Origin of the sequence: Kineococcus indalonis (genome assembly GCF_009906395.1) — a bacterium.
Lineage (GTDB): Bacteria > Actinomycetota > Actinomycetes > Actinomycetales > Kineococcaceae > Kineococcus > Kineococcus indalonis.
Genome location: NZ_JAAALM010000220.1, coordinates 1 through 6184, shown reverse-complemented (window position 1 = coordinate 6184; position 6184 = coordinate 1). Strand labels below are relative to the sequence as shown.

The 6184-nt window shown below is 77.1% G+C and carries 8 protein-coding genes and 1 pseudogene; 5 read left to right on the top strand and 4 right to left on the bottom strand.

Going from position 1 to position 6184, the window contains the following annotated elements:
* Positions 1 to 65: 65 nt before the first annotated feature.
* Positions 66 to 476 (bottom strand): TOBE domain-containing protein, encoded by a 411-nt coding sequence (locus GTR00_RS11885; RefSeq protein ID WP_166611832.1) that lies wholly within the window; start codon positions 474 to 476, stop codon positions 66 to 68.
* A 59-nt stretch (positions 477 to 535) separates the two neighbouring features.
* Positions 536 to 928, bottom strand: a complete 393-nt coding sequence (locus GTR00_RS11880) for an ankyrin repeat domain-containing protein (protein WP_166611831.1) — start codon at positions 926 to 928, stop codon at positions 536 to 538.
* 180 nt (positions 929 to 1108) lie between these two features.
* On the opposite strand from GTR00_RS11880, the gene GTR00_RS11875 reads away from it, so the two are divergent.
* The 5 genes from GTR00_RS11875 to GTR00_RS11855 all read left to right on the top strand — a co-directional run bounded on the left by GTR00_RS11875 (position 1109) and on the right by GTR00_RS11855 (position 5052).
* Positions 1109 to 1870 (top strand): sugar phosphate isomerase/epimerase family protein, encoded by a 762-nt coding sequence (locus GTR00_RS11875; RefSeq protein ID WP_323132427.1) that lies wholly within the window; start codon positions 1109 to 1111, stop codon positions 1868 to 1870.
* Positions 1867 to 2985, top strand: a complete 1119-nt coding sequence (locus GTR00_RS11870) for a Gfo/Idh/MocA family protein (RefSeq protein WP_166611830.1) — start codon at positions 1867 to 1869, stop codon at positions 2983 to 2985. The genes GTR00_RS11875 and GTR00_RS11870 overlap by 4 nt, the downstream gene beginning before the upstream one ends.
* 173 nt (positions 2986 to 3158) lie before the next feature.
* Positions 3159 to 3893 (top strand): DedA family protein, encoded by a 735-nt coding sequence (locus tag GTR00_RS11865; protein WP_166611829.1) that lies wholly within the window; start codon positions 3159 to 3161, stop codon positions 3891 to 3893.
* 23 nt (positions 3894 to 3916) lie between these two features.
* Positions 3917 to 4366, top strand: a complete 450-nt coding sequence (locus GTR00_RS11860) for an acyl-CoA thioesterase (protein WP_323132426.1) — start codon at positions 3917 to 3919, stop codon at positions 4364 to 4366.
* Between the two features lie 50 nt (positions 4367 to 4416).
* Positions 4417 to 5052 (top strand): DedA family protein, encoded by a 636-nt coding sequence (locus tag GTR00_RS11855; protein ID WP_205705622.1) that lies wholly within the window; start codon positions 4417 to 4419, stop codon positions 5050 to 5052.
* Positions 5053 to 5098: 46 nt separating this feature from the next.
* Here the strand turns inward: GTR00_RS11855 and GTR00_RS11850 are convergent, their stop codons facing one another.
* Positions 5099 to 5962, bottom strand: a complete 864-nt coding sequence (locus GTR00_RS11850) for a DinB family protein (RefSeq protein WP_166611828.1) — start codon at positions 5960 to 5962, stop codon at positions 5099 to 5101.
* A pseudogene (locus tag GTR00_RS11845) lies at positions 5959 to 6184 on the bottom strand (hypothetical protein); the annotation flags it as partial. The gene GTR00_RS11850 and the pseudogene GTR00_RS11845, both read right to left, overlap by 4 nt.

The following is a 6184-nucleotide window of genomic DNA, read 5'->3' as shown; positions in this document are numbered from 1 at the left end:
GGGCAGCAGCGCGAGGGCCAGCGCGGCGGCCGCCGCGGCGGACCGCGGCGCCGCGGCGCGCGCGCTCACGAGCGGCCCCCCTCGGGCGTCTCGACGACGACGGTGGTGGCCTTGACGACGGCGGTGGCGCGGCTGCCCGGTTCCAGGCCCAGCTCCTCGGCGGCCTCGCGGCTCATGAGGGAGACCACGCGGTGCGGGCCGCACTGCATCTCCACCTGCGCCACCACGCCGTCGGCGACGACGCGGGTGACCAGCCCGGCGAAGCGGTTGCGCGCGGAGCGGGCCACCCGGGTGGTGTCGGGGGTGGCGGCCGCGGCGTGCTCGACGGCGAAGGCGGCCAGCGCGGCGCCGTCCACGACGAGCCTGCCGGCGTCGTCGCGGCCGGCGGGCAGGGCGCCGGAGTCGGCCCAGCGGCGGGCGGTGTCGTCGGAGACGCCCAGCAGCTCGGCGACCTCGCGGATCCGGTACTGCGGCACGGCGGCCAGGTTAGCCGCCGCAACCGCGGCCCGGGCGGCGCGCGGGCGCCGCGGTTGCGTCAGCCCTCGCGCAGGAGGGCCAGCATGTGCGGCAGCTCGAAGACCTGCGCGACGGCCACGCCGGACTGCCGGCCCAGCTCGGGGTCGGCGCCGGCGGCCAGCAGCGCGCGCACGACCGCCTCGTCCTGGCGGAAGACCGCCGCGCCCAGCGCCGTCTGCCCCTTGTCGTTGACGCGGGCGTGGTCCGCGCCGCGCTCCAGCAGCAGCCGCACGGTGCCCTCGTGGCGGTGGTAGGCGGCCAGGATCAGCATCGTGTCGCCGCCGGAGGTGGTCAGGTCCACCGGCACGCCGAGGTCGAGGCGCTCGGCCAGCGCCTCGGTGCGGCCCCCGCGGGCCAGGTCGAAGGTCTCCTGGAGGAAGCGCAGCTGCTCGTCGCTCAGGTCGGCGGTCACGCCCCGACGGTAACCGGCGGCGGGGGTGCGCGACCCCGCGGCGGCACCCGCGCGGAGCAGCCGGGGGGAGGGGCTGGCGCCCGGCGCACCGCGCCCCCTACCGTGTGCTGAACCGGTTCGGCAGCGTCGCCCGCGGGTCGCGCCCCCCGACCGGACCAGGCGAAGACCCGAGAGGACGACGTGCTCGACACCGACAAGATCTCCGTGCAGCTGTACACGGTCCGCGACGCGCTCGCGGCCGACCCCGAGGGCACCCTCGGCCGCCTCGCGTCGATCGGCTTCCGCAAGGTCGAGCCGTTCGGGCTCACCGAGTGGGCCCCCAAGCTGGCCCCGGGCCTGGCCGCCCACGGCCTGAGCGCCCCCAGCTCCCACGCCAAGGTCGTGGGCGGTGACGTCGAGGAGGTCCTCGCCGCGGCCGCCACCACCGGCACCACGCTCGTCGTCGAGCCGTTCGTCGACCCCGCCCGCTGGACCACCGCCGAGGACGTGGCCGCGATCGCCGCGGAGCTGAACGCCGCCGCGCGCCGCGCCGCCGACGCCGGCGTCACCATCGGCTACCACAACCACTGGTTCGAGCTGGAGAACCTCATCGGCGGCCGCACCGCCCTGGAGGTCCTCGCCGACTCCCTCGACGACGCCGTCGCCCTGGAGGTCGACACCTACTGGGTCGCCGTCGGCGGGCAGGACCCCGCCGCGCTGCTGGGCCGCCTCGGCGAGCGCGTCAAGGCCGTGCACCTGAAGGACGGCGACGGCACCCGCGACACCAAGCAGCAGGTCGCCCTCGGCGCCGGCTCCCTCGACGTCGCCGCGATCCTGGCCGCCTCCTCCGGCGTGCAGCTGGGCGTCGTGGAGCTCGACGACACCACCGGCGACGTCTTCGACGCCGTGGCCGGCGGCTACGCCTACCTCGCCGGGCAGCGCGGCGCGGAGGTGTCCGCGTGAGCGCCCCCGAGCCGCGCACCGGCCCCGTCGGCATCGGCATCATCGGCGCCGGTGTCATCTCCGGCACCTACCTGGAGAACCTCACCAGCTTCCCGGACGTGAAGGTCCACGCCATCGGGGACCTCTTCCCGGAGGCGGCCAAGGCGCGCGCCGAGGCGCACGGCGTGCCCCACCACGGCGGCATCGACGCCGTGCTGGGCAACGACGACGTCGAGATCGTGATCAACCTGACGATCCCCGCCGCCCACGTCGACGTGTCCCTGCAGGCCATCGCCGCCGGCAAGCACGTGTGGAGCGAGAAGCCCGTGGCCCTGGACCGCGAGGGCGGCCGGCAGCTCATCGAGGCCGCCGCGGCGGCCGGGGTGCGGCTGGGCTGCGCGCCCGACACCTTCCTCGGCACCGGCCTGCAGACCGCGCTGGGGGCGCTGCGCCGCGGCGACATCGGCACCCCGCTGACGGCGCTGACGCTCATGCAGTCCCCCGGCCCGGAGTCCTGGCACCCCAACCCGGCGTTCCTCTTCCAGCACGGCGCCGGCCCGCTGTTCGACATCGGCCCCTACTACTTCACCCTCCTGGTGCAGGCGTTCGGGCCGGTGGCGGCGGTCGCGGCGGTCGGCTCCAGGTCGCGCGCCTCGCGCGTCATCGGCTCCGGCCCCAAGGCCGGGGAGAGCTTCGAGGTCACCGTGCCCACGCACGTCAGCGCCCTGGCGCAGTTCGAGGGCGGGCAGAGCTCGCAGAGCATCCTCAGCTTCGACTCCCCCCTGCAGCGGCACGGCTTCGTGGAGATCACCGGCACCGAGGCCACCCTGGAGGTGCCCGACCCCAACAACTTCGACGGCGACGTGCGCATCCGGCGCACCGGCTCGGAGGAGTGGGAGCTGCTGGCCTCCACCAAGGCGCTGTCCACGCGCGGCACCGGGGCGCTGGAGATGGCCCGCGCCATCCGCGCCGGCCGCCCGCACCGCGTGCAGGGCGCCCTGGCGCACCACGTCGTGGACGTGCTGATCTCGATCGACGAGTCGATCCGCACGCGCAGCTTCGTGGACGTGACCAGCACCGTGGAGGCGGCCGAGCCGCTGCCGGCGGACTGGGACCCCACCGCCCGCACGGTCTGAAGCCCCCCGCGACGCCCGCGGCGCCCCGTCCCCCGGACGGCGGCGCCGCGGGCGTCCGCGCATCCACCGACGGGCGGAGGAGGCACCCGTCCGCAGGACCTCCCCGTCAGCCTCACGGCTGATCCTCGGCCCGCACGGCCCGATCCGGTCCGCAGCGGTCCTACCCTGGGGAGGTGCCCCTGCTCGCCGAGATCTCGGCCTCGCTGCCCGCTGCCGCCCCCGCGCTGCTGCCGGACTGGCTGGAGGCCACCACGCTGCTGGACACCCTGGGCGCCGCGGCGCTGTGGGGGGCGGCGGCCGTCGTGTTCGCCGAGTGCGGCCTGCTCATCGGCTTCTTCCTGCCCGGCGACTCGCTGCTGTTCACCGTGGGGCTGTTCACCCACGAGGGGCACGTCCCGCACGCGCTGTGGCTGGTGTGCCTGGTGCTGTCGGCGGCCGCCCTCCTGGGCAACGTCTGCGGCTACGAGATCGGCCGCGCGGCCGGCCCGGCGATCCTCGACCGGCCGAACTCGCGGATCTTCAAGCGCGGGCACGTGGAGAAGACCCAGGAGTTCTTCGCCACCTACGGCGCGCGGGCGATCATCCTGGCCCGCTTCGTGCCGGTGGTGCGCACCTTCATCACCGTGGCCGCCGGCGCCGGTCGCATGCCGCGGCGCACCTTCTTCACGTTCTCCGCGATCGGCGCCGTGCTGTGGGGCACCGGCGTGACGGTCCTGGGCTACCTGCTCGGCGGCATCGCCTTCATCCGCCAGAACATCGAGGTCGGCCTGCTGGTGCTCGTGGCGATCTCGGTGCTGCCGGTGGTGCTCGAGGTCCTCAACGCCCGCCGCAAGCAGCGCCGCGCCGGGGCCGCGCTGCCGCAGCAGGTCGTGCGCGTGGACGAGGCCACCCCCGAGAACCAGCGCTGAGCCGCCCCGGGCAGGATGGCCCGGTGCCCCGCTCCCGACAGCTGCTCCAGCTGCGCTGGGGCGACATGGACGCCTACCGCCACGTGAACAACGTGGAGGTGCTGCGGCTGCTGGAGGAGGCGCGCGTGCGGGCCTTCGGGGTGCCCGCGGCCGACGGCTCCGCGCCCATGCTCGCCACCGGCATGGTGGTCGCCCGCCACGAGGTCGACTACCTGCTGCCCCTGGACTACCGCCCCGAGCCGGTCGCCGTGGAGCTGTGGACCGGGCGCGTGGGCGGGGCCAGCTTCGAGGTGCGCTACGAGGTGCTCGCGCCGGGACCCGAGGGCGGCGGGGAGCGCCCCCACGTGCGCGCCAGCACCACGTGCGTCTCCTACGACTTCGCCGCCGGGCGCCCGCGCCGCCTCAGCGACGCCGAGCGCGCCCGCCTGGCGGCCCTCGCCGACGGGCCCGCGGGCACCGGCGCGCCCGGCTGAGCCGACCCGCCGGACGGGCCCGGCCCCGGTCGGGGTGCGAGGATCGCGGGGTGTCCGACTGGCTCTCGCAGCTCGCCGACCCCCAGCTGGAGCACCTCGGCGCCCTGGGCGCCTACGCGCTGGTGTTCGGCATCGTCTTCGCGGAGACGGGCACCCTGGTGGGCTTCTGGTTGCCCGGCAGCACCGTGCTGTTCACCGCCGGGCTGCTCTCGGCCCGCGAGGGCAGCCCGCTGTCGCTGCCGGTGCTGGTGGTGGGGGTGACGCTGGCGGCGGTGCTCGGCGACACCGTGGGGTACTGGTCGGGGCGGCGCCTGGGCAGGCCCTGGCTGCTGCACCGCGCCGGCCGGGCCGCGCAGCACCTGCCGCGCGCGGAGGCCTTCTACGAGCGCTACGGCTGGTTCGCCGTCGTGGGCTGCCGCTACATCCCCTGGCTGCGGGCGTTCACGCCGATCATCGCCGGCACCGCCGTCATGCCGTACGCCGCGTTCGCCACCGCCAACGTGGTGGGGGCGCTGACGTGGGGGGCGCTGCTCGTGCTGGCCGGCCACGCCGCCGACTCCCTGCCGTGGATCCGCTCCCTGGCCTACACCGTCGCGGGCGTGGCGGTGCTCACCTCGATCGTCGCGCCCGTGGTGGGCGCGCTGCGCCGGCGCCGCGGGGCGCGCACCCGCCGGACGGCCCCGTGAGGGGACCGCGCCCCGTCCTGGCGCGCGGTGCGACCGGTCGGCCCGCTCAGCCCGGGCGGGTGACGGCGGTCAGGCGCACGGCGACGGTGACGTCCACGACCGGCGGCAGGCCCGCCAGGCGCTCCTCGAGCCCGGCGGCGTCGACGTGGTGGGCGCTGGGGCCCATGAGCACCAGGTCGCGCAGGGCGTCGCGGTCCAGGGGGCGCTGCAGCGACAGCTCGCGCTGGGCGGCGGGGGCGAACCCGGCCAGGTCGGCGGCCAGGCGCTCCTGCTTGCGCTCCTCCACGGCCACCATCCCCAGCGCGCCGCGCACCTGCTCCAGGTGCGCGGGCAGCGGCGTGAGGACCACCCACGCCCCGCCCGGGCGCAGCACGCGCGCCACCTCCGCCTCCCCGCGCGGGGCGAACACGGTGGTCACCAGGTCCGCGCAGCCGTCGGCCAGCGGCAGGGCGCGCCAGGCGTCGGCGCCCAGGGCCGCGGCGCGCGGGTGGGCGCGGGCGGCGCGGCGCAGCGCGGGCGCGGAGGTGTCCACGCAGAGCCCGTGCGCGCCGGGCAGGGCGTCCAGGACGCGGGCGCGCACGTCGGCGAGGGCGCGGCGGGAGGCGCGCGCGTCGAGCAGCGGCAGCCGGGTGCGGGTGGCGCGGGGGTGCTCGAAGGCGTCGTAGAGGCGGGCGACGGCGGGGTGGAAGACGGGGTCGCGCCCGGGGTCGGCCACCTGCAGCAGCCAGTGCTCCTCCTGCTGGCCGACGTGGGCGAGGTCCCACACCAGCGGGCTCATCAGCGGGGAGTGCTGGGCGGTCAGCTCGGCGTCGTCGAAGTCGGTGAGGGCGAGGGTGGAGCGGCGGGCGGACTGCAGGGCGTCCACGGCCACCCGCAGGTCGGCGGCGGTGGGCGTGCCGGTGGTGGTCATCGCAGTTCCTCCGCGGTCAGGCAGGCGGCGGGCCCGCTGCGGCGGGCCCGGTCCAGGACGAGGGCGGCCGGGTCGCGGCCGGCGGCGACGGGTGCGGCCCACGCCTCGGCGCACGGGCGCAGGGCGGCGGGCACGGCGGGCAGGGCGCCCTCGAGCACGCCGCGGGCGGCGCGGGCGAGGACGGGGTCGGTGAGCCCGGCGCCGGTGGCGGGGCGGCCGGCG

Excerpts from the sequence above, each read along its gene's own strand:
- GTR00_RS11850 (WP_166611828.1), bottom strand. The coding sequence starts at position 5,962 with ATGACCACCACCGGCACGCCCACCGCCGCCGACCTGCGGGTGGCCGTG.